The sequence below is a fragment of the Ignavibacteriales bacterium genome, assembly GCA_026390595.1.
Lineage (GTDB): Bacteria > Bacteroidota > Ignavibacteria > UBA10030 > UBA10030 > UBA9647.
The window spans coordinates 48,402-66,549 of the sequence record JAPLFQ010000016.1; the positions used below are offsets into that span (position 1 = coordinate 48,402).

19 protein-coding genes and 1 tRNA gene are annotated in these 18,148 nt (G+C 54.2%); 1 reads left to right on the forward strand and 19 read right to left on the reverse strand.

The annotated features are described in order from the left end of the window. Positions 1 to 9: 9 nt before the first annotated feature. The 11 genes from NTU47_07100 to NTU47_07150 form a co-directional block, all read right to left on the reverse strand. Positions 10 to 996, reverse strand: a complete 987-nt coding sequence (locus tag NTU47_07100; protein MCX6133564.1) for a bifunctional oligoribonuclease/PAP phosphatase NrnA — start codon at positions 994 to 996, stop codon at positions 10 to 12. An 82-nt stretch (positions 997 to 1,078) separates the two neighbouring features. Then, positions 1,079 to 2,131, reverse strand: coding sequence for a 2-oxoacid:ferredoxin oxidoreductase subunit beta (locus NTU47_07105; protein ID MCX6133565.1), 1,053 nt, complete (start codon positions 2,129 to 2,131; stop codon positions 1,079 to 1,081). Continuing rightward, a complete protein-coding gene (locus tag NTU47_07110; protein MCX6133566.1) occupies positions 2,128 to 3,969 on the reverse strand; it encodes a 2-oxoacid:acceptor oxidoreductase subunit alpha in 1,842 nt (613 codons plus the stop codon). The genes NTU47_07105 and NTU47_07110 overlap by 4 nt, the downstream gene beginning before the upstream one ends. 232 nt (positions 3,970 to 4,201) lie before the next feature. Continuing rightward, positions 4,202 to 4,645 (reverse strand): 50S ribosomal protein L9, encoded by a 444-nt coding sequence (gene rplI, locus NTU47_07115; GenBank protein MCX6133567.1) that lies wholly within the window; start codon positions 4,643 to 4,645, stop codon positions 4,202 to 4,204. Between the two features lie 43 nt (positions 4,646 to 4,688). Then, complete coding sequence (gene rpsR, locus NTU47_07120; protein MCX6133568.1) at positions 4,689 to 4,982, reverse strand: 30S ribosomal protein S18; 294 nt, start codon at positions 4,980 to 4,982, stop codon at positions 4,689 to 4,691. Between the two features lie 63 nt (positions 4,983 to 5,045). Beyond that, positions 5,046 to 5,486: a 30S ribosomal protein S6 gene (gene rpsF / locus NTU47_07125; GenBank protein ID MCX6133569.1), complete on the reverse strand. Its 441-nt coding sequence runs from the start codon at positions 5,484 to 5,486 to the stop codon at positions 5,046 to 5,048. A 71-nt stretch (positions 5,487 to 5,557) separates the two neighbouring features. Beyond that, positions 5,558 to 6,163, reverse strand: a complete 606-nt coding sequence (pth, locus tag NTU47_07130; GenBank protein MCX6133570.1) for an aminoacyl-tRNA hydrolase — start codon at positions 6,161 to 6,163, stop codon at positions 5,558 to 5,560. Between the two features lie 22 nt (positions 6,164 to 6,185). After that, positions 6,186 to 6,926 carry a 50S ribosomal protein L25 gene (locus NTU47_07135; protein ID MCX6133571.1) on the reverse strand — a complete coding sequence of 247 codons (741 nt, stop codon included), beginning with the start codon at positions 6,924 to 6,926 and terminating at the stop codon, positions 6,186 to 6,188. Between the two features lie 26 nt (positions 6,927 to 6,952). Continuing rightward, positions 6,953 to 7,900 carry a ribose-phosphate pyrophosphokinase gene (locus NTU47_07140; protein ID MCX6133572.1) on the reverse strand — a complete coding sequence of 316 codons (948 nt, stop codon included), beginning with the start codon at positions 7,898 to 7,900 and terminating at the stop codon, positions 6,953 to 6,955. Between the two features lie 292 nt (positions 7,901 to 8,192). Further along, positions 8,193 to 8,264, reverse strand: a tRNA-Gln gene (locus NTU47_07145). A 212-nt stretch (positions 8,265 to 8,476) separates the two neighbouring features. Then, the gene (locus NTU47_07150; GenBank protein ID MCX6133573.1) at positions 8,477 to 11,089 is read right to left on the reverse strand and encodes a M14 family metallopeptidase; all 2,613 of its coding nucleotides are present in this window, start codon (positions 11,087 to 11,089) and stop codon (positions 8,477 to 8,479) included. Positions 11,090 to 11,218: 129 nt separating this feature from the next. Here NTU47_07150 and NTU47_07155 point away from each other — a divergent pair, with 129 nt between their 5' ends. Further along, complete coding sequence (locus NTU47_07155) at positions 11,219 to 11,824, forward strand: biotin transporter BioY (GenBank protein ID MCX6133574.1); 606 nt, start codon at positions 11,219 to 11,221, stop codon at positions 11,822 to 11,824. Between the two features lie 115 nt (positions 11,825 to 11,939). Here the strand turns inward: NTU47_07155 and NTU47_07160 are convergent, their stop codons facing one another. The 8 genes from NTU47_07160 to NTU47_07195 are packed head-to-tail and all read right to left on the reverse strand — an operon-like array spanning position 11,940 to position 18,127. Beyond that, entirely contained in the window at positions 11,940 to 12,608 is a 669-nt protein-coding gene (locus NTU47_07160; protein ID MCX6133575.1) for a ribonuclease H-like domain-containing protein, read from the reverse strand. Positions 12,609 to 12,617: 9 nt separating this feature from the next. Next, entirely contained in the window at positions 12,618 to 13,661 is a 1,044-nt protein-coding gene (locus NTU47_07165; protein ID MCX6133576.1) for an AI-2E family transporter, read from the reverse strand. Between the two features lie 50 nt (positions 13,662 to 13,711). After that, positions 13,712 to 14,755, reverse strand: coding sequence for an AI-2E family transporter (locus NTU47_07170; GenBank protein ID MCX6133577.1), 1,044 nt, complete (start codon positions 14,753 to 14,755; stop codon positions 13,712 to 13,714). A gap of 8 nt (positions 14,756 to 14,763) precedes the next feature. Continuing rightward, complete coding sequence (locus tag NTU47_07175; protein ID MCX6133578.1) at positions 14,764 to 15,399, reverse strand: RecX family transcriptional regulator; 636 nt, start codon at positions 15,397 to 15,399, stop codon at positions 14,764 to 14,766. A 14-nt stretch (positions 15,400 to 15,413) separates the two neighbouring features. Next, on the reverse strand, positions 15,414 to 16,490 hold the full coding sequence (gene recA / locus NTU47_07180; GenBank protein ID MCX6133579.1) for a recombinase RecA: 1,077 nt from the start codon (positions 16,488 to 16,490) through the stop codon (positions 15,414 to 15,416). 12 nt (positions 16,491 to 16,502) lie between these two features. Continuing rightward, positions 16,503 to 17,066, reverse strand: a complete 564-nt coding sequence (thpR, locus tag NTU47_07185) for an RNA 2',3'-cyclic phosphodiesterase (GenBank protein MCX6133580.1) — start codon at positions 17,064 to 17,066, stop codon at positions 16,503 to 16,505. A 7-nt stretch (positions 17,067 to 17,073) separates the two neighbouring features. After that, a complete protein-coding gene (locus NTU47_07190) occupies positions 17,074 to 17,883 on the reverse strand; it encodes a nicotinamide-nucleotide amidohydrolase family protein (protein ID MCX6133581.1) in 810 nt (269 codons plus the stop codon). Then, the gene (locus NTU47_07195) at positions 17,864 to 18,127 is read right to left on the reverse strand and encodes a molybdopterin-binding protein (GenBank protein ID MCX6133582.1); all 264 of its coding nucleotides are present in this window, start codon (positions 18,125 to 18,127) and stop codon (positions 17,864 to 17,866) included. Before NTU47_07195 ends, NTU47_07190 begins: the two co-directional genes overlap by 20 nt. Positions 18,128 to 18,148: the final 21 nt, after the last annotated feature.

Below are 18,148 nucleotides of genomic sequence, written 5' to 3' on the forward strand. Positions count from 1 at the left end.
AAGACTCCGTCATACGATGTAGTGTTCTGCTCTTGCTATGACCTGTGCGCGGATTGCATCGAGTCCTGCCCCGGGAATCCGGGCGCCGGCCGCGTTCTTGTGGCCGTTGCCGCCAAATTCCTGTGCGAGCATGTTTACGGCAATGTCGCCCCGCGACCGGAAGCTTACCTTGATCGCTTCTCCCAGATTGGTGAACATTAAACCAATCTGCACTCCGGCAATCGTGAGCGTATAGTTGATGAAGTTGTCAATGTCCTCTTCCGTGGTTTCTGTCTGCTTGAACATTTCCCGCGTAACCGACAAGTGAGCGACTTTGCCCCCGTGAGCAAGCTGCAGCGTCGACAAAGCATGCCCAAGCAGTTGGAGGCGATTTGCAGTCCCCTGGTCGTAGATGTTCCGGTAGATCTCGACAGGATCAGCACCCCGCTCGAGGAGATCGGCGACGATGCGGTGAATTGTGGAGTCGGTCTTCGGGAACCGGAAAGAGCCGGTGTCGGCCATGATCGCTGCGTACAGAGGTATCGCTATCTCGGTCGTAACAGAATCTTTGTCGAGGAAGAGAAACAAATTGTACAAGACTTCACCGGTCGCAGCCGTCTCTGGATCGACAAGATAGAGATCGGCAAACGGGAGTTTGTCGAGATGATGGTCGATGCAGACTTTGACGGCCTTGCTGTTGGAGATGTACGGTTTCAACCCCTGGAGGCGGTCCAGCTGGTTCGCGTCGACGACGATGATGACATCCGCGTCGAGGACCATGTTTGCGTGTTGAGCGGGATCGAACTGCTCAATCACGCCTTTCGGATCGAGGAATGCGCAATTCGCCGGTAGCGGGCTATGGTTCAGCACCGCCACGATTTTGCCATGGGCGGCGAGATAGCGCGCAAGAGCCAATTCGCTTCCGATAGCATCAGGATCCGGATTGACGTGAGTTGTGAGGACAAACCGGCTGTGTTGTCCGATGATGTGTTGGAGCTCTTCGAAGGCTTTTTCCATGTTCGATCCGATAATGATTCGGGTATAAAAAAAGGTGTGACCGAACTACCGAGCCACACCTTCAATCGCCCCTGCAGAAGAGTTACTGAACAACCCAGGTTTCGCCGGAGTTCAGGAGCTTCTTGAAATCGCCAACTCCTCGTTTCTCCTGCGCGAATGCTATCTGGCGCTCCATCTCGGCTTCGTACACCGGCCGATCAATGGCAAGGAAAATCCCGACTGGCCGGGGGAGGTGCGGCTTATACGTCATATCTGCCAGGATGAAGGACAGGGTTGTATCTTTCTCGTTGTGGACCAGGAGGTCGTCCATAGAAACCTTGCCATCCTTCAGGGACACGACTTCGGGGCTGAATCCGTTCAGCCGTATGCCTTTGTCCTTCTCCTTGCCGAAGATAAGGGGTTTCCCGTGCTCGAGGAACACGACGTTGTCGTCTTTGGTCTCTTTCTCGGTGAAAGGGAAGAACGCACCGTCGTTGAACACGTTGCAATTCTGATAGATTTCTACGAAGGAGGTTCCTTTGTGCCCGGCGGCGCGCCTTATGACGTTCTGCATGTGTTTGGGATCCCGGTCGAGGGTCCTCGCGACAAACGTGGCGCTCGCGCCAAGTGCCAGGGCCGCCGGATTGAACGGATAGTCCACGGATCCGTATGGCGTGGACTTCGTGACTTTTCCCATTTCCGAAGTTGGTGAATACTGCCCCTTCGTCAGCCCATAGATCTGGTTGTTGAACAGGAGAACCTGGAGATCGAGATTGCGCCGCATCAGATGGATGAAATGGTTACCGCCTATGCTCATCCCGTCACCGTCGCCTGTGACAACCCAGACCGACAAATCGGGCCGCGCAATTTTCAGACCGGACGCTATCGCCGTCGCTCGACCATGAATGCTGTGAAAACCGTATGTGTCCATATAGTAGGGAAAGCGGCTTGAGCATCCGATTCCCGACACAAAGACCATCTTGTTCTTTGGGATCCCGAGATCGGGCATCACGCGCTGCGTCTGAGCGAGGATCGAATAGTCTCCGCAGCCCGGGCACCAGCGAACATCCTGGTTGCTGGAGAAGTCCTTCGCCGTATATTTCGGCACTGGGATCTCGTTTGCGTTTTTCATTGTCTCTTCAACAAGCGTGCTCATGATATCCCTTTCAGAGTGTCTTCAATTACTTTCTCCAGTTCGACAGACCTGAAGGGGAGACCGCGAACCTTATTGAACCCTTTCGCGGGAACTAGGAACTCCGAGCGCAGCACTTTCACGAGCTGACCAAGATTGATCTCCGGTACGAGTATCTGCTTGAATTGTCCGAGAACCTCGCCGAGGTTCTTCGGCAACTGGTTCAGATAGCGGAGGTGCAGGTGAGAAACTGATTTGCCTTGCTTCTGCTGCCGCGCGACGGCAGTTTTAATCGCGCCATAGGTGCCGCCCCAGCCGACGACGAGGAGCTCACCTTGTGGTTCGCCTTCGACTTTTGCGAGCGGTATGTCGTTGGCAATGCGTTGGATTTTCTCTGCGCGTAGACGAATCATCAGATCATGATTCTCGGGTTCGTAGTTGATGTTCCCGGTAATGTTCTGCTTCTCCAATCCGCCAACCCGATGTTCCAGGCCAGGAGTTCCCGGTATGGCCCACGGACGCGCGAGTGTCTTCTCTTCACGGGCGTAAGGCATGAAGCCCTCGGGGTTCGTAACGAAGCTTGGAGAAATGTCTGCCATCTTGTCGAAGTCCGGGATGAGCCATGGCTCGGATCCGTTTGCGAGATAGCCGTCAGTCAAAATCATCACCGGCGTCATGTATTTGATTGCAATCCGGCACGCCTCGAAGGTTGCGTCGAAGCAATCGGACGGCGTCGCGGCGGCGATCACCGGCATCGGAGCTTCTCCGTTTCGGCCGTACAATGCTTGGAGCAGATCTGCCTGTTCGGTTTTTGTCGGAAGTCCCGTGCTCGGGCCGCCCCGTTGGACATTGCAGATGACCAGAGGCAGTTCAACCATCACCGCAAGGCCCATCGCTTCGCTCTTCAGTGCAACTCCAGGACCGCTTGTCGTGGTGATGCCGAGCGCACCTCCAAACGATGCGCCGATCGCTGAGGTGATTCCGGCAATTTCATCTTCAGCCTGGAAGGTTTTCACTCCGTGGCTCTTGTAGAGGGAAAGTTCATGAAGAATGTCGCTGGCGGGAGTGATGGGGTAGCTGCCAAGAAAGAGCTCCATGTTGGCTTTCTTTGCAGCGGCCATGAAGCCCCACGCGACTGCCTGATTTCCCGTAATATTGCGGTACCTCCCGGGGGGGAGATTCGCCGGCGCCACATCATACCGGACGGCGAAAATTTCCGTCGTCTCGCTGAAATTCCATCCTGCTTTCAATACTCTCGTATTTGCTTCAAGAATGTCTGGCTTGTCCTTGAATTTTCCTTTCAACCACTCGATCGTCGTTTCAAGCGGCCGTCCGTACATCCAGTACATCATCCCCAATGCAAAGAAGTTCTTGGAACGGTCCACGAACTTGCTGGAGATGTTGAGATCCTGCAGTGCGAGGGCGGTCAACTTGCTGATGTCGACCTCGTAGACCCGGAATTTCTCCAGCGATCCATCCTTGAGAGGGTTCTGGTCATAACCGGCGAGCTTGAGATTCTTGTCATTAAAGCCGTCAGTATTGACAATGATGGAACCCCCATAGACAAGGCTGCCGACATTGACTTTGAGCGCAGCGGGATTCATGGCCACGAGAACATCACATTGATCGCCGGGGGTGTGAATCTCAGTGCTTCCGAAATGGATCTGAAATCCGCTGACGCCAAAGAGAGTCCCTGCAGGGGCACGGATTTCGGCGGGATAGTCGGGGAGCGTACTCAAGTCATTTCCGAGAATTGCAGTAGTGTTGGTGAACTGCGTTCCCGTTATCTGCATTCCATCGCCCGAATCGCCTGCGAAACGAATCGTTACTTCATCAACGTTTTCTATCGTCTTCTGTGACATAAATGCCTGATTTCCTTACAGTTATCCTTCGTAAAATGAACCCATTATTCAATCAAACTATGACAATTTCTCATTTTTTGCACGAAAAGTCAAGGTATCGCCATTGCCATTTTGATGCGCCGAATCCAGTATCGATTCGGATCCGGAGGGATCGTCTACCAATTCTGAACAAAAAAGCCCACCGCTTGGTTCTTCAGCGATGGGCTTCTTAAACCGGGGAATACGCCGGGGTCTACTCGCGGACAACCCAAACCTTGACGTTTCCGATCACGCCTCCGGGCAACTTCACGTTGACGGTGTAGATGCCGAGCGCCTTGATCGAATCCTCAAGCTCGATATTCCGCTTGTCGATCGTAAGCCCTTTCTCCTTGAGAGAATCGGCGATCATCTGTGATGTCACCGAGCCAAACAGCTTCTCGTCTTCGCCAACCTTCATCTGAATCGTGATGGAGACTTTCTCGAGTTCGGCTGCGAGCGCCTCTGAAGCGCGTTTTTCCTTGTCGATCGCACGAACGTGCTGTTTCTTCTCTTCTTCGAGCCGCTGAACGCTGCTTGCGGTCGCCAGAAAAGCGATATTGCGGGGAATGAGGTAGTTGCGTGCATATCCGTCCTTCACATCAACGACGTCACCAATGTGCCCGAGCTGCCCGAATTCCTGTCGTAAGATTACCTTCATTGTCAAACTCCTTCGATCGAATAGAGACTCAAACAGTTCTTTATTACTTCACTGCATCTGAGACAAAGGGGAGAAGTGCGAGATGGCGCGCCCGCTTGATGGCGGTGACGAGCATCCGTTGATGTCTGGCGCATGTTCCCGTGATACGCTTGGGAATAATTCGACCCTGCTCAGACACGAAGCGTTGAAGTTTCTTGTCGGCCTTGTAATCAACAAAATCTTCCTTGTTGTCACAGAAGCGGCACGTACGCTTCTTTCTTACCTGACCAGATGAGCCACGCTGTGAGGAGCCGCGGCGATCGCCCTGACGGCTTGTGCTGTTCCTTGTATATGCCATTGTTAAAATTCCTTTGAAATATTTCCAGAGATCGATGAGTTAGTCGAGACCCGAAATGACGGCTCAGGCCGGTGCCACTGTTGGCGCCTGTGTCGGAGCCGCCGCCGCTTCCGGCGCTACGGGCTTCGGTGCTTCTTCCGGTTTGACCTCTGCTGCGGGCTGTTCAGCAGCAAGAAGAGCCGCAGCGGTGCGGGCCTTCAGTGCTCGCTTGTCAAGCACGAGAGACAGGTACCGGAGCACGTTCTCATCGAGGAAATAATGCCGTTCAAGTTTCGCGATGACTTCACCGGGTGCGCTGAATTCGATGACGACATAGAAACCGTTGTTCTTTTTCCTGATCGGATAGGCAAAGCGCTTCCGTCCCCATTTCACGAACTCGCGGATTTCTCCGCCGTTTTTAATAATGAGGTCCTTCACTTTCTCGATCACCGCATCGATTTGATGGTCATCGAGGGAAGCATTGACAATGAAGGTCGTTTCGTAGACCCGTTTTACGTCTGACATGGTGCTTGTTCCCTTTGGACTGGTATGAGATTCGGCCCCGGCTGTTTGCGTTGAGCAAGCCGGAGCAGGGTTTATGGATTATGTGTTGGATCTTGTTCGGATGATTGTTTCTTGTTGAACTCGTTCATTGACCTGGCCATTCCCTCTGTCACAGCGAGGAGGCATGCTTGAGCGGCATCGTCTACCATAGTGTCAATCACGGGACGTTCGACTGCCGTGAACTGCTCTAGAACAAATTCGGCCAGCAGGTCTTTCTCCTTCGGCATCGAGGAAGAGGCAATCCCGCACCGGAGCCGCGGAAACTCTTCTGACTGCAGGTGGTAGATGATCGAGGAGAGGCCGTTGTGCCCGCCGTCGCTTCCCCGCAGACGGAGTCGAAGCTGGCCCAGTGGAATCTGAAAATCATCACAGACGACGAGGAACTGCTCTGGTGTGACCCCGAACTCCTCCTGGATTTCCATCACCGCAAGACCGCTTTGATTCATGTAAGTCTGAGGTTTCACGATGGCCAGCGGTGTCTCGCCGGCTTCTCCTCTGGCGATCAGATATTCGCCCCGACCTTCTTTGAAAGAACACCTGAGCCGTCGCGCAATTCTGTCGGCAACTTCGAACCCGATGTTATGCCTCGTTCCGGAATACCTGCCTTCAGGATTGCCAAGTCCGATGACAAAGAACATAGGTTAGCGAATCAGAACAAAATTACTTTTTGTCTGCTGCAGGAGCTTTGCCGCCGGCAGCGGGAGCTTTTCCGCCGACAGTGGGAGCTTTGCCGCCTGAGCCCTCTTTGGCGCCTTCTTCCGCACCATCCTCAGGCTTCTTGCCCTTGGTGATGACTTCCGGTTCGGCTGCCGCTTCTGCCACCACCGCACCCGGAACTGCCTCAGCTTCCTTCAGGACGGTCGGCGGAACCACAGCCACGACGGTGCTGCTCTCGTTTTCGAGCACTTTGACGTTCGGGATCGAAAGGTCCCGGACGTGGATCGACTTGTTGATCTCAAGACCCTCGACATTCAACTCGATGCGATCAGGGATGTTCTTTGGCAGGCACGAGATGCGCAGACGGTGGATGATGTGCTGCAGGATGCCACCATCACGGACGCCTTGCGCTGTCCCCTTGACTGACACCGGCACCTCTATCGTCACCTCTTCGTTCTCGTTCAAACCGAAGAGATCGAAGTGGACCGGACGGTCTGTGACGGGATCAAACTGCACATCGCGCAGGATGCACATGTGCTTCGAACCGTCGTCGAGCGTGAGATTGATAACGCTTGCCGCCGAAGATTTGTACAAAGGCTGCAGGACCAATTCCCCAATGGCAATTGGAATATTGTTTTGTCCGTGGCCGTAATAAATCCCCGGAACTTTGCCCTGCCTGACCAATAGTTTGGCTTTTTTCCCGATGTCCGTTCGGACTTCAGCGGTGACTGCTATTTCTGACATTGTACCTTCTCCTCAGTTATACTGAACTAATAAATCTTATCCTTGTCGACGTCAAAGAGCGAGCTTATTGACTGATTGTTGTGTGTACGAATAATCGCTTCTGCGAAGATCTTTGCGACGGACCGCAGTTCAATCTTTGACGAGTCCGATCGAAGCGGGACGCTGTCTGTGACGATGACCGAGGTCACTTCTGATTCGTTGATTCGCTCCATCGCTTTGCCAGAGAGAATGGGGTGCGTGCATGCCCCGTAGATATCTCTCGCTCCCTTTTCCCGAAGCGCCTTCACCGCGTTGACGAATGTCCCGGCAGTGTCGATCAGGTCATCGACGATCAGTATGTTCTTTCCGTTAGCGTTTCCGATGATGTTCAGTACTTCGACTTCATTCGCTTTCGGACGTCTCTTGTCGATCAAGACGAGTTCGGCGTCGAGTCGGCGCGCATACGAGCGGGCCATTTTCAGGCTGCCCACGTCGGGGGACGCGACGGCCAGGTTCGGGATCTTCTTCTTCCGGAAATAATCGGCGAAGACCGCTGATGCGTACAAGTGATCGAGCGGAATATCAAAGAATCCCTGAATCTGTGCTGCGTGTAAATCCATGGTGATGACACGGTCGGCGCCGGCTTCCGTGATCAGGTTCGCAACAAGCTTCGCAGTTACCGACACGCGAGGCTGATCCTTTCTGTCCTGGCGGGCGTATCCGAAATAGGGGATCACCGCGGTGATCCTCCGTGCAGATGCGCGACGTGCCGCATCGATCAATATCAGGAGCTCCAGCAAATTCTCCGCCGGAGGTTGAGTCGACTGGACGATGAAGACGTCGTCGCCTCTGATGTTGTCAGTATATTTGACCCAAATCTCGCCGTCACTGAAACTCTTCAACTCGATCCGACCCAACGGAATGCCCGCCGCTTTCGCTATTTTCTCTGCCAGCGGACGGTTTGCTCTGCCCGAGAAGATCTTGAGATCACTCATAATCGGACCTGCGATGACGATTCGACATGGTTAAGCAGATCTGTTAGCCGATCCGCGTTCCTGGGGTGCCAGGGATCTCCGCTGAAAGCGGATGCGCCTTTGGCGCAGAACCTGGGAATGCCCGTCAGAAAAGCTGACGGGATGCCTGCCTTTGTTCTCCCGCACTCTTCCTCCATTGTGACGCAATATTCTGTCGGCCTGATCGCTTGACTGTCCGATACTAAACTTTTATTCTGTCTTACTCAGCAACACGCAGACGATATACATGAGCCGACCCATGTTACTGATCTTGCTGGGGTGCCAGGGATCGAACCTGGGAATGGCGGCTCCAAAGGCCGCTGCCTTACCGCTTGGCTACACCCCAATGGAGATAAAGAGCGAATCCCAAAAAGTGCCCTCAGCAAAAGCGAAGCGAGCTACTTCCCGTCGCGGTGGGGAATGCAGGCTGACCGTTGAAAAAGGGGCCACTTTACAAAAAACAAAGCCCAACTCAGAAAAGAATTGGGCTTCTAAGATAGCCAAAATGGGGCTAGTAGTCAACGAAATTCTCGAAATCGCAGTCCACGATGCACCGTTTCAGTCAGGTTGCGGCAGGAACAGGATCGAATTCAACAGGAGCTTCTCGAGTCCGGACCAGAACCGTCTGAATGTAATATTTTCAGCGAAAAGGACCGCCCTGCCACGTCCGATGCGGAAATCCTGTATGTATGCCGACTCGGAGATCTTCTGTGCCTTCTCTTTGGTGGCATAGCCGCTCGTTTGAACCGAGTCTTTGGCAAACCTGGCTACGTTATGACCTGTTTCGCTCAGATCGAGGGGAAGGGCGTCGTTCTTCAAAACATAAATCTCTCTTGGAACCCCGAATCCAATGGGGTGAGTCGTGTCAACGAGAACCCTGAAAATCGTCCCGGGAATCCGTCCCAGCCTGTCCTTTTCTTCTTTTTCGAACAGCGTTTGACGTTTGCTAAGCTCCTTCTTTGACTTCTCCTGCTCCTTTTCCTCCTTGGACTTCTCATCCTCTTTCTTCTCGGCCCTGGGTGATGCGCCGGTGATTCCTGATTTCCCCTTCGTCATGAATTGGGCTCCGCCTTCAATCCCGATCAAAACGCCTCCGTTCTGGATCCATCTCTTCAGTTTCTCGGTCTTTGCACTATCAAATGCCGATTGATAATTCGAGGCATCCGGTAGAATGATCACATCGAACTTCGAGAGGTCGGCATCCGCCAACTCGGTGGTTCGGACTCCGGTAAATGGCATATGCAATTCCCGTTCGAAGAGGAACCAAAGCTCTCCATAATCGTTCGAACTCACCGGAGGTCCGGCAGCGATGGCGATGTTCGCCTTCTTCATCGGAGCGATATAGCTTGAGCCCAGGCTGATACCGTTGTCAGTGAGACCAGTCGCGGCACTGTAGACATCGACGCCAAGTGTTTTGGCCAACGTCTCGATATCATCGGCAAGGGAATCACCGTTCGAGCCTGCGAAAGCTACAACGGTGCCGGCGACGAAATGCTGACCGGCGGTTTCGAAGGGACGACGGGCGACCGAAAGCGCATGTCCGCGCTCGAGTAGCTGCCAAACTAATTGAACTGCGCCGTTGCGCTGCCATGGGATGAGATATGCGTACGCGTGCTTGTCGCCGATAATGCGGCCGGCGGTTTGAACAGGGGCATCTATCCGGATGGACGCCGATGGCAGGGGAGACTGGGAGGCCCATGCCTTGAGTCCTGACGCTATAGGAAGCGACCATGCGGATACATCATAGAAGAAAGTATCGCGGACTGCTGTGACAGGTTCCAGCAATGTCTTCACGAGTCGAGCCTGCGGCTGAACGGTTGAAACGAAATAGGTCCCTTTTGGAATCTTTTCCCTGGTCCATTTAGATGTATAATACTCCTGAACCTGAAGTGCAACCGCATCGGTCAGCTGATGCACTTCGATTCCCTGTCGGAGAAGTGTCTCGATAACTTTGTTCGAGCGGGTGGGGTCTTCGGTGTTGCTGATGAGATACCCTTTGATGAGTCCGACGGACTGAGGAGCTGTGATCCAGAAACCGTAGAAATCCTCGATCCGTTCTTTTTTGTTCGTCACGCTTGTCTCGAGTGTTGCTATGCTTGTCACAAAATGATTGCGGGCGCGGTGCCTGAGCGTTAGAATTTCTCCGTTCGGTTTTCGAACTGCAAGGCTCGCGCGGGAACCGCCGGCTTGTTCGTATGTCATGCCGACAGCGCCATTGAACGTTGGCCAGGAATCGCCGTAGCCCGGATAGAACATATCAAACTGCTCTCCGACGTAGTACGACAACCCAAGTTTGTCAAATGCCTCGGCGTTCCCCTTGCCGAAGATCTTTCCCCATTTCAGAACTTCGGATGGGAGCGACTCGTGTACCGGAACCGCCGCGGGGAAGAAGAAGTACGAACTTGAGTATCCCATTTCGTGATAATCGACGTGAACATGCGGCATCCAGGTCCGATAGAGCTGAACACGTGCACGGGTTTCCTGTTGCGTCTGCCATGACAGATCACGGTTCAGGTCGAAGAAGTAGTGGTTCGTCCTGCCTCCCGGCCACGATTCGCTGTGTTCTAGGGAGGAGGGATTGAGATTTGGCTTCGTCCCGAGCACGGAGTTCACCCACTGAACATAGCGCTCGTGTCCGTCCGGGTTCACATTCGGGTCGATGATCACAATCGCGTTTTCAAGAATTGACTGTGTCCGGCTGTCTGTGCCGGCACAGAGTTGATATGCCACTGCCATTGCCGCTTCGGGGGAGGAAGCCTCGTTGCCGTGCACACCGTACGAAAGATACACGATGACAGGAAGCGTGGACATGATTGCTTCCGCTTCTCCTTTCGTTTGGAATGTCCTCGGATCGGTCAACCGAATATTCGCGCGTCTGATTTCTTCGAGCCGTCCCAGGTTGCCGGGTGAACTGACAATGAAAACCTGAAGGGACCTGTGCTCGTTTGTTTCGCCGTAGGGGACACGACGTATACGATCGGATGAGGCAACAAGCTTGTCGAAAACGGCATTGATCGATGCATGCGTCGTAAAGCGTTCACCAATCTCGTAGCCGAGCACAGACTCTGGCGTGATGACGGCGCGGTTGTGCGTGCCGCCGGGGAAAAACTCCGGTACTCTTTGAGCGTATGCGCTGCAGGTGATAAGAAGAGCAAACAAAAGTCGTTTCATGCTGACTCCGGTTGGGAAAGGTGTTTGCCAATGTACTCCAAAAACGTAGAAATCCAAAGTCATGTCATATTGCATCTCGGGACACAATTGGGTATTTTAACTCACACACCCTTTTTGAGGAGCGCATCTATGTTGGACGTCAAGCAGGCATCACTCTCACGATTGGTCGCCCTGGGGAGTGAGCATATCGTCGCACAGGTTTTTTGGATCGTCTCGTTCGCTGTCTTCACAGCGATCGGAGCACAGATAGAAATCCCGCACCATCCTATTCCGTTTACGCTGCAAACATTCTTCGTCCTTCTTGCAGGGGGATTGCTGGGCAAGCGAAACGGTTTCCTCAGCATGTTGATGTATCTCGGAATGGGGGCGATTGGAATGCCTGTCTTTTCCAGCGGATCGGCCGGTCTGGCCAGGCTCCTCGGTCCTTCAGGCGGGTACCTTCTGAGCTTTCCCATTGCCGCGTACTTGATCGGCTATCTTGTTTCGCTGCGTCCTGAGTCGCTCAGGGTAGTCGAAGGTCGCCTCAGTCAGTATCTGGTGACGTACGCGTGGGGGGTGACCGCCATGACTCTTGGACTCATTCTGATTTTCGCATTTGGAACGGCGCAGTTGAATGCTGTGTACTACCACAACTGGAACTCTTCATTCACTGCGGGCTTTTTGATTTTTTCCTGGTGGGACTTGCTGAAGCTCGTTGCCGCAGCAGGTATTTGGAAGGAACTGAGCCGGTCTTAGGCTTCAATGTAAGAGGGTGCTTAACAGAAAGCCGCTTGAGTATCAAGCGGCTTTCGTGTTTCTATGCTGGCTTCGTGTGGATACAGTGGGTGTTCTTGTCAGACGTCGCCGATCGCTAAAACTTCAGATGCTGTTCCCACCTTGCGAAGAGTTCTGCGGTCGCTTTCACGTCGCCCAGACAGTAGTTGGCGATATCCTGAAATCTCTTCTGCCCAAATAACCTCCCAAGATCGAGTCCTGTCACGCCATGGGATTTCGGACTCTCAATCCCGAACGACTTACAGTAGAAGTCGAGACTGAACTTGCGCGTGGCCCCGTAGAACGTCAGCTGGTCAAGGAGATCGCAGTGGACGTTGGAATCGTAACGGTAGGGCATCAGGTTCCGGCTCGGCTGTACCTGCAGGATGGCCGAACGGAGCATCAGAAACGGGCAGTCGAATCCGCGTCCGTTGAAGGTGATGAACTGCTCGTACTTCGTGATATCGTTCCAGAAGTGACCCAGGATTTCTGTTTCCGGACAAGAGACGAACTGAATCTGGCCGTCTTCTGAGACCGAGTCGCCCGCGTGGTCGGATTGGAAGATGACTTTGCCGCGATTGGTGTCAGGGTTGAGCATGCCGATCGCGATAATCTGGGCGGTCGCCGGGTACAGGCTCAGCTTCTGGATCGCTTCCGTGCGCTGCGCCTCCGTTTCGGCGAATTTCAAAAGATATTCCTGGCGAACCTCGTCGAACGACTCGAATGGATAGCCCAGGGTTTCGATGTCAAGCACTACGCGGGCCATGGCGGTTCCTTATGCGGTAATGCGGTATTCTCTGAGTCCCCAATGTGTTTCGACGGCAGTCACTTTGAGGATCGTATAGAGTGGAATGGCGAGAAGCATGCCGAGGACGCCCATAAGCTGGTTCCCGACGATTAAGACGACGATGACCGTCAGGGGGTGCATATCTACGGTCTTGGCGAAACATAGAGGCTGGACCACAATGTTGTCGACGAGCTGTACAACGAGTGTCATCATGGCGATTGGTGGAATGAGACTGAGATCGCCTGTCTGTGTAACTGAAATCAGGAACACGGGAATCACGCCGACAAACGGTCCGACGTAGGGAATGAGATTCGATATGCCTGAAATGACACCCAGCAAGAGCGCGTACTGAACGCCGATAACGTAAAAGCCGATGACATTCAGTACGCCGACGACCAGCGAATCGAGGAGCCATCCGCGCAGGTATCCGACGAGGTCTTTCTGGATCTTGTCGACGACGTTTAAGGTCATCTCAAAATACTTATTGGGCACGCGTTCGAGAAGCCGTTTCGCAGCGCGATCTCCCTCGGCAAGAGCGAAGTACGTCACAAAAGGCACAATAAGGAAGCTGAAGGCAGAGCCCGCCGCAGATGCTGCCCCATGCCCTACTGCCTGGATGCTCTCGTCAATCATCGAGCGAATTCTCGCAGATGCCGATTGCGGATTGATGAAAGGGAGCCCCTTCGTCACATCGTGCACAAGCTCATCAAGCTTACGATCAAGGGGAAAATTCTGAAATCCCGTGTACAGCCCGCGCGCGTAGTTCATGAGGTCGGGTATGCCGTTGGCCGCGCTGATAAGCAGAAAGATAATCAGAGCCAGGAAGACCATCGCGACAGAAATTGTGCGACGGATACCAAGATGGATTTCGAAAAACCGGACAAGCGGCCTAAGGATGAACGCGAGGAGCAGCGAGAAGATCATTGCTACAAGGAGTGAAGGAAAAAGGGACGCGACAGCGAACCCGGTAAGAAGGAAGGCTAGAAGCGAACTTGCTCTGAGCGTTGGATGCGTGGCATGGACGGTAAGCATCGGGTCGTGTGACCGATCGGGATGTGAGTAGGAGAACAGCTGTTTGGTCGTTACGCCGTAATGCGGTAATTCTTGAGACCCCAGAATGTCTCGACTGCGGATACCTTGATGATCGTGGCAAGTGGAATGGCAAGGAGCATGCCGCCGATCCCCATAATTTCGTGGCCGATAAGAAGCAGCAGAATCACTGTCAGGGGATGCATGTCGACCGATTTCGCAAAGCAGAGCGGCTGAACGACAAAATCATCGATCATTCGTATGATCACCGTCAGGATGATGATGGATCCGACCATCCCGAAATCGCCCACCTGAGTGAGGGAGACAAGGATCGCCAGGCTTGCGCCGACAAGAGGCCCCAGATAGGGGACAAGATTGGCGATACCTGCGAGAACGCCGATAATGATCGAATACTGGATGCCGAGAATACTCAGGCCGACGATGGTCAGGAGTCCGATGATCATGGAATCAAGAAGCCATCCTTTGAAATATCCGACAAGTTGTCGCCGGATTTTCAGGACGACGTTCAACGTCATTTCAAAATAGTGGTTCGGCACACGCCTGATGAGCGCAGTGAATGCCCTGCGCCCGTCAGCGAGAAGAAAGTACGTGACGAATGGGACGATCACGAGCGTGACGAGTGTCCCAAGTGCTTTCTGTATGGAGTTGCCTGCCTCGTCGGCGGCGCTCTGGATTGCCCCATGGATCGACTGAGCAAGTGAAGCGCTGTTGACAAATGGAATAGTCCCCTCGAGTCCTTTCGTCAGCTCCTGGAGCTTTGCCTCAAAGGGGAATTGCTGTATCTGTCCGTGGATCGAGATGAGCCGATCGAGCAGCAGGGGGAGCAGTAATGAAAGGAGGAAGACCAGCGCACCGCCGACCGTGATAAACGTTATGATGATTGCCGGAACGCGTTTCATGCCAAACCTGCTCTCGATCGCAGAGACAAATGGTCCGAGGATGAACGCCGCGAGTGCAGAGAGGATGAGAGCCAGAACAAGATCCGGGAAAAGCGATCCGATCCAGAACGCACATGCGATGGCGCCTATGAGGAACGTGACTTTGATGAACGGATGGCTGGGGGCCGATGGTTTCATTGGGATCGCTATCGGAGAATGCTGCGGGCGGTTTTGTACGCCACTTCGGTGGAGAATCCGCGGTTCAGAAGATAGTCGGCCAGCCGCTTCTGGCGCACAGCCGGTTCAAGGTCGGAAAAGCGGGCCCCGCTCATCTTGAGTTTTCGGGTTGCGAGCGTTCGGGCTGCTTCCTGCTCATTCTCGTCAGTGACATACTCCTTAATCACTCGCTCTGTTGCCTGAAAGGAGATCCCTTTTTCCATCAGCTTTCTTCGCAGAAGAGCTCTTCCCACTGGTTTTCCGCGGAGTTTGTCCCTCACGAACATTCTCGCAAACTCAAGGTCGTTGATGAGGAAGATCTCGCGAAGATGTTCCACCACGGCATGGACGATGTCTTCGGTGAAACCCTTACGGACCAGCTTATCGGTAACTTCCTTCGAACTGCGCGGGCGATAAGAAATGAAATTGACGGCGATCTGGTTCGCCCGCTCGCATGCATCGGCCAGAAGGAGCTTGTCGATTTCCCCCTGGTCGATGGATTTCCCTGTGAACAGACCTGCCTTCACGAGAAGAGACTCGCTGACGTGAAAGGCGGGTTTTTCGTCAAGCGAGATTTCGTACCTGCTGCGCGCTCGGCGGACTTTCTGAATCCTCGTGATAAGCATGCCTGTTCGCCGCTCTAGCTCTTAGGTGCTTTCTTGGTCGCTGCTGCAGGCTCGGCCTTTGATGGTGCGGCTGGTACCGGCTCTGCTGGGAGGAGCCCGAGTTTGCGCCGGACCGCTGTGTCGATCTCTGTCGCAAGCACGGCGTTCCCCTGCAGATACGTCTTTACAGAATCTCGTCCCTGCCCGATTCTATCCTCCTTATAGGAGAACCACGAGCCGCTCTTGGCAATGATATTCTGATCGACGGCGGTGTCGATGAGGTCGCCCAGTTTCGAAATCCCTTCATTGTACAGGATATCGAATTGTGCTTCTTTGAAAGGAGGAGCGACCTTGTTCTTCACCACCTTGACGCGCGTCCTGTTGCCGATGATATTCTGACCATCTTTCAGCGCCTCGATACGGCGGACGTCGAGACGGACCGACGCGTAGAACTTCAAAGCGTTGCCGCCTGTCGTTGTCTCGGGATTCCCGAACATGACGCCGATTTTCTGGCGAAGCTGGTTCGTAAACATTACCGTCGTTTTCGATTTGCTGATGGCTGCCGTGAGCTTCCGAAGAGCCTGAGACATCAGGCGTGCCTGCACGCCCATCGTGGGATCGCCCATTTCGCCCTCGATCTCCGCCCGTGGCGTCAGCGCTGCCACTGAGTCGATGATGACAAGGTCGAGCGCATTGCTCCGGACGAGGGTCTCGACGATTTCGAGAGCCTGCTCGCCAAACTCCGGCTGTGAGATCAAAAGGTTGTTGACATCCACGCCGAGCTTCTTGGCATAGGCGAGGTCGAGGGCATGCTCGGTGTCAATGAACGCTCCGACACCCCCGGTCTTCTGAACTTCCGCGAGCAGATGGAGACAGATGGTGGTTTTTCCGGATGATTCAGGTCCGAAGATCTCGACGACGCGTCCGCGCGGAATCCCGCCGATCCCAAGCGCAGCGTCGAGGGAAATCGATCCGGTCGATATCGCATCGACCTTCGCGATCGGGCCCTCCGAGAGTTTCATGATTGCTCCCTTGCCGTGCTGCTTCTCGATCTGATCGATGGCGATCTTGAGGGCCTGAGAACGTGCTTCTTTGTTAACTGATTCGGACATGGAAGCTCCTAATTAAGATGCAAGAGGAATTGAATTCAAGAGAGTGTACACTGAGCCGGCTGGTTTCAACTCACTGCGAATGATGTGCACTTCCGTGCAGCGGGCTATCAACGGTTTGAAAGTAATGGATTTTAGTTTGGCTGTCAAGCGGTCGATGTTGCGATCCCCCTTCACTCTGCCAAGCGTGACGTGTGCGTGAAACGGCCGATCTTCTTTTGCGAACCCGAACGAACTACACGCCATCTCAACGCTTCGTTGAAGGCCTGTCACGTCCTCGTTTTGCTCACTTCCGATCCACACGACGCGAGGCCTGCCGGGATTCGGAAAGGCGCCCAGAGTCACAAAGGAGAGATCGAAATGCCGGAAAGTGCCAATGGAATTCTGGACCTCCTTCGCCAGAAGGCCGGGCTGCGACGATTCCACGTCGCCAAGGAACTTCAACGTGATGTGAAACTTGTCCGACGTGTCCCACTTGACGTCGGCCTGAGATTCGATAAGCTGCTTCTGAAGAGTTGCGAACTCTCGCCGGATCTCTGCCGGAAGAGGGAGGGCGATGAATGCTCGATTCAGGGGCATCAGGATCTCACGATTCGATTTTGAGCAGTTTCCTTCTCAGGAGTTCGAGCGCTGCCTGCGCTGTCCGCTCCTTGATCCTTCGCCGTTCGTCACCGAGGTGGAAGCGAAGAGCAATCGTGCCAGTGCTGTCAGAATATCCGATCCAGGCGAGGCCCACTGGTTTTTCCTCCGAGCCGCCGGTCGGACCCGCGATCCCTGTGGTCGAAAGACCGATGTCGGTGCCCGATTTTGTGCGTGCTCCCAGTGCCATTGCCTCGGCCACTTCGCGGCTCACGGCCCCGTGGCGTTGAATGAGTTCGTGCGGCACACCCAGGTCCGCTGTCTTTGAATCGTTGCTGTAGGTGATGTACGACCGCTCGAAGTACCGCGAGCTCCCCGATACGTTTGTGATCCTGTCGGAGATGAGTCCGCCGGTGCAGGACTCCGCGACTGCCAGGGTGAGATGCCGTTCCATCAAGAGTTTGCCAATGACGTGCTCGAGTTCCTCGTCCTCGCCGGCGTAAATGTACTTTCCGGCTTTCGCGCGGAGAGCCTCTTCAACCTTATCGACCTGCAACTGCGCTGCAGCAGCGTTTTCTGCCCGAACGGTGATCCGAAGCCGCGTGCCGGTCGGACCCGGCAGGAAAGCGAGCGTCGTACCGTCGCCGGGGCCAAAGAGCGCGTGAACATCTCCGATTTGCTCTGCGAGAAACGATTCTCCAATGCCGGTGGTCTTCAACGTCCGGTGCTGGATCACCAGCCCTGTTGCCCGTACCGCGAAGAAGGGCAGAACGAAGTTCTCCATCATCGCCTTCATCTCAAAGGGGACTCCGGGCATGACAACGAGCAACTGCCTGTCTCGTTCGAACAGGAATCCAGGAGCCGGTTACCAGCACGACGTCGCTGTTGTCCAACGCCTCGGCGAAGGAATCGAGAATGGCCTGTTCATCGTCCCCCACCGTCGTCATTCGGGAAACGGGTATGCCGATGGAGTTCAGTTTCTCGGCGATGAAAGCCTGATTTGTATTGATGACCTGCCCGATCAGGAGTTCGTCACCGATGGAGATGATTTCTGCTTTCATGTGATGCTTGGTGTATCCGGC

What these genes read in the sequence shown, in the direction of transcription:
- NTU47_07100 (MCX6133564.1), bottom strand. Translation starts at nt 996, where the DNA reads ATGGAAAAAGCCTTCGAAGAGCTCCAACACATCATCGGACAACACAGC.
- NTU47_07105 (MCX6133565.1), bottom strand. Translation starts at nt 2,131, where the DNA reads ATGAGCACGCTTGTTGAAGAGACAATGAAAAACGCAAACGAGATCCCA.
- NTU47_07110 (MCX6133566.1), bottom strand. Translation starts at nt 3,969, where the DNA reads ATGTCACAGAAGACGATAGAAAACGTTGATGAAGTAACGATTCGTTTC.
- rplI (MCX6133567.1), bottom strand. Translation starts at nt 4,645, where the DNA reads ATGAAGGTAATCTTACGACAGGAATTCGGGCAGCTCGGGCACATTGGT.
- rpsR (MCX6133568.1), bottom strand. Translation starts at nt 4,982, where the DNA reads ATGGCATATACAAGGAACAGCACAAGCCGTCAGGGCGATCGCCGCGGC.
- rpsF (MCX6133569.1), bottom strand. Translation starts at nt 5,486, where the DNA reads ATGTCAGACGTAAAACGGGTCTACGAAACGACCTTCATTGTCAATGCT.
- pth (MCX6133570.1), bottom strand. Translation starts at nt 6,163, where the DNA reads ATGTTCTTTGTCATCGGACTTGGCAATCCTGAAGGCAGGTATTCCGGA.
- NTU47_07135 (MCX6133571.1), bottom strand. Translation starts at nt 6,926, where the DNA reads ATGTCAGAAATAGCAGTCACCGCTGAAGTCCGAACGGACATCGGGAAA.
- NTU47_07140 (MCX6133572.1), bottom strand. Translation starts at nt 7,900, where the DNA reads ATGAGTGATCTCAAGATCTTCTCGGGCAGAGCAAACCGTCCGCTGGCA.
- NTU47_07150 (MCX6133573.1), bottom strand. Translation starts at nt 11,089, where the DNA reads ATGAAACGACTTTTGTTTGCTCTTCTTATCACCTGCAGCGCATACGCT.
- NTU47_07155 (MCX6133574.1), top strand. Translation starts at nt 11,219, where the DNA reads ATGTTGGACGTCAAGCAGGCATCACTCTCACGATTGGTCGCCCTGGGG.
- NTU47_07160 (MCX6133575.1), bottom strand. Translation starts at nt 12,608, where the DNA reads ATGGCCCGCGTAGTGCTTGACATCGAAACCCTGGGCTATCCATTCGAG.
- NTU47_07165 (MCX6133576.1), bottom strand. Translation starts at nt 13,661, where the DNA reads ATGCTTACCGTCCATGCCACGCATCCAACGCTCAGAGCAAGTTCGCTT.
- NTU47_07170 (MCX6133577.1), bottom strand. Translation starts at nt 14,755, where the DNA reads ATGAAACCATCGGCCCCCAGCCATCCGTTCATCAAAGTCACGTTCCTC.
- NTU47_07175 (MCX6133578.1), bottom strand. Translation starts at nt 15,399, where the DNA reads ATGCTTATCACGAGGATTCAGAAAGTCCGCCGAGCGCGCAGCAGGTAC.
- recA (MCX6133579.1), bottom strand. Translation starts at nt 16,490, where the DNA reads ATGTCCGAATCAGTTAACAAAGAAGCACGTTCTCAGGCCCTCAAGATC.
- thpR (MCX6133580.1), bottom strand. Translation starts at nt 17,066, where the DNA reads ATGCCCCTGAATCGAGCATTCATCGCCCTCCCTCTTCCGGCAGAGATC.
- NTU47_07190 (MCX6133581.1), bottom strand. Translation starts at nt 17,883, where the DNA reads ATGCCCGGAGTCCCCTTTGAGATGAAGGCGATGATGGAGAACTTCGTT.
- NTU47_07195 (MCX6133582.1), bottom strand. Translation starts at nt 18,127, where the DNA reads ATGAAAGCAGAAATCATCTCCATCGGTGACGAACTCCTGATCGGGCAG.